Source organism: Congregibacter sp. (genome assembly GCF_965660375.1).
Classification (GTDB): domain Bacteria; phylum Pseudomonadota; class Gammaproteobacteria; order Pseudomonadales; family Halieaceae; genus Congregibacter.
This window is the reverse complement of record NZ_CBFHZO010000017.1, coordinates 1-1,856: the sequence shown is the minus strand read 5'-3', so window position 1 is coordinate 1,856 and position 1,856 is coordinate 1. Positions and strand designations below refer to the sequence as shown.

The following is a 1,856-nucleotide window of genomic DNA, read 5'->3' as shown; positions in this document are numbered from 1 at the left end:
CGGCTTGCCGTTAATGCCGTGCATGCATTCCATCACCGCTTCGGAAACTGTCGGATGGGCGTGCATCATGCCGGCTATGTCCTCAGGTAGCAGCTCTGAGGATTTTGCTAATAGTAACTCGTGAATCAGTTCGGTGGCATTCCCCGAAAGTGCTACGCTGAAAGCACCACTACAATGACATCCACACTGCTTTTGTTTTGAGATAGTGATCGAGTTGCTCCGGTCCCAGGTCCTTGCCAAAGCCTGACTGTTTGACCCCGCCAAAGGGCGTGTTCGCATCGATCATGTCATGGGTGTTGACCCAAACCGTACCCGCCTCCAGCTGCCGCACGAGCCGGTGAGCCCTCGAGACATCCTGAGTGAAGATGCTGGCTGCGAGACCATAGATATTGTCATTGGCGAGGCGGACGCCCTCTTCTTCCGTGTCAAAGGGAATGGCCACCAGCACCGGCCCGAACATCTCTTCCTGCACCACGCGCATTCCATTATGGCAATCCGCCAGCAGCGTTGGCTGTAAAAAGAAGCCCTCTCCGCCGGGATCTTCTCCACCGCAGACTACGCGGGCGCCTTCTTCCTTACCGATGGCGATGTAATCGAGTACCGAGGTTTTTTGACCGGCGGAGATAGCAGGGCCCATCTCCGTGTCCTCATCCAAAACGTGGCCCACGACCATGCTGGACGCTCTGGCAGCAATGGCATCCACGGTTTTCTCGTAGATCTCTCGTTGGATGTAGACGCGAGAACCGGCGCTGCAAACCTGACCCGTGTTGAAGAACACGCTTTGCTGGGTCGCATCCACCACCCGCTGAATGTCCGCGTCGGCAAAAACCACCATGGGAGACTTCCCGCCAAGCTCCAGGGTAACAGGGTTTAGGTTGCCGATCGCCGCCTGTCCCACGCCGATACCCACGGGCGTGGATCCGGTGAAGGAGACCTTGTTGATATCAGGATGATTGACCAGTGCCTCACCCACGACGGATCCGCGGCCCAAAACAATATTCAGGGCGCCGGGTGGCAGACCGGCTTCGAGGCATAGCTCGGCGAAGTACAGCATGGACAGGGGGGTGAGTTGCGCGGGCTTGAGAACCACGCTGCAACCCACTGCGAGCGGAGCCGCCAACTTCCAGATGGCCATATTGAAAGGCCAGTTCCAGGGAACGATCGCGCCCACGACGCCGATGGGTTCTTTTAAGGTGAAGGCAAAATTATCGCCCGGCACCGAAACACTGCGCGTTGCACCATCAATTTTGGTGGCCCATCCGGCCATGTAACGCAGCACATCGATGGAGCCGCCGATATCGACTTCCCTGCATCCTCCAATGGCCTTACCCCCATCCAGAGATTCGATCTCTGCCAGCGTCTGAAGGTTTTCTTCTACCAGATCAGCAAGGCGAGTAAGCACTCGCTCTCTCTGAGCAGGAGTAAATTTCGACCACTCGCCGCTCTTGAACGCAGTGTTGGCCTCGCGCACCGCATGGTCAACGGTAGCACTATCACCGCAGGGCACTTCGCTGAGCAGACCGCCGGTGCAGGGTTCCAGCACCGCCATGGATTCCGCAGAGCTGTGCCAGCCATTGCCGATGAAATGTGCCTTGCTGCGACTCAGGAATGCGCTGGTTTTCTCGCTAACCCCCTTGGCGTCGATAAAGGTTTTGACTACTTCATCCATTCATGTCGCTCCCTGCTGCGTTATTGCGTTTGATTATCTGAGCGGATCAGAGCGGCTGCAAACCGCTGTCGAGCGCGGCGTCAAAGTCGTGGGCCACGATGACCTCAATGTCAGGCTTCTCATCGAGGGCGCGTAGCCATAAGCGAAGGCCCTCTGTGCGGGCGGTGTTTTCGGGGACAAACAGTGT

General features: G+C 57.4%; 1 protein-coding gene and 1 pseudogene. Both read right to left on the bottom strand.

Going from position 1 to position 1,856, the window contains the following annotated elements; translation table 11 throughout:
- Window positions 1-279 (bottom strand): annotated as a pseudogene (locus ACTG3T_RS01845) (hypothetical protein); the annotation flags it as partial.
- A complete protein-coding gene (locus ACTG3T_RS01840; protein WP_439100563.1) occupies window positions 170-1,669 on the bottom strand; it encodes an aldehyde dehydrogenase family protein in 1,500 nt (499 codons plus the stop codon). The gene ACTG3T_RS01840 and the pseudogene ACTG3T_RS01845, both read right to left, overlap by 110 nt.
- Between the last annotated feature and the right edge of the window lie 187 nt (window positions 1,670-1,856).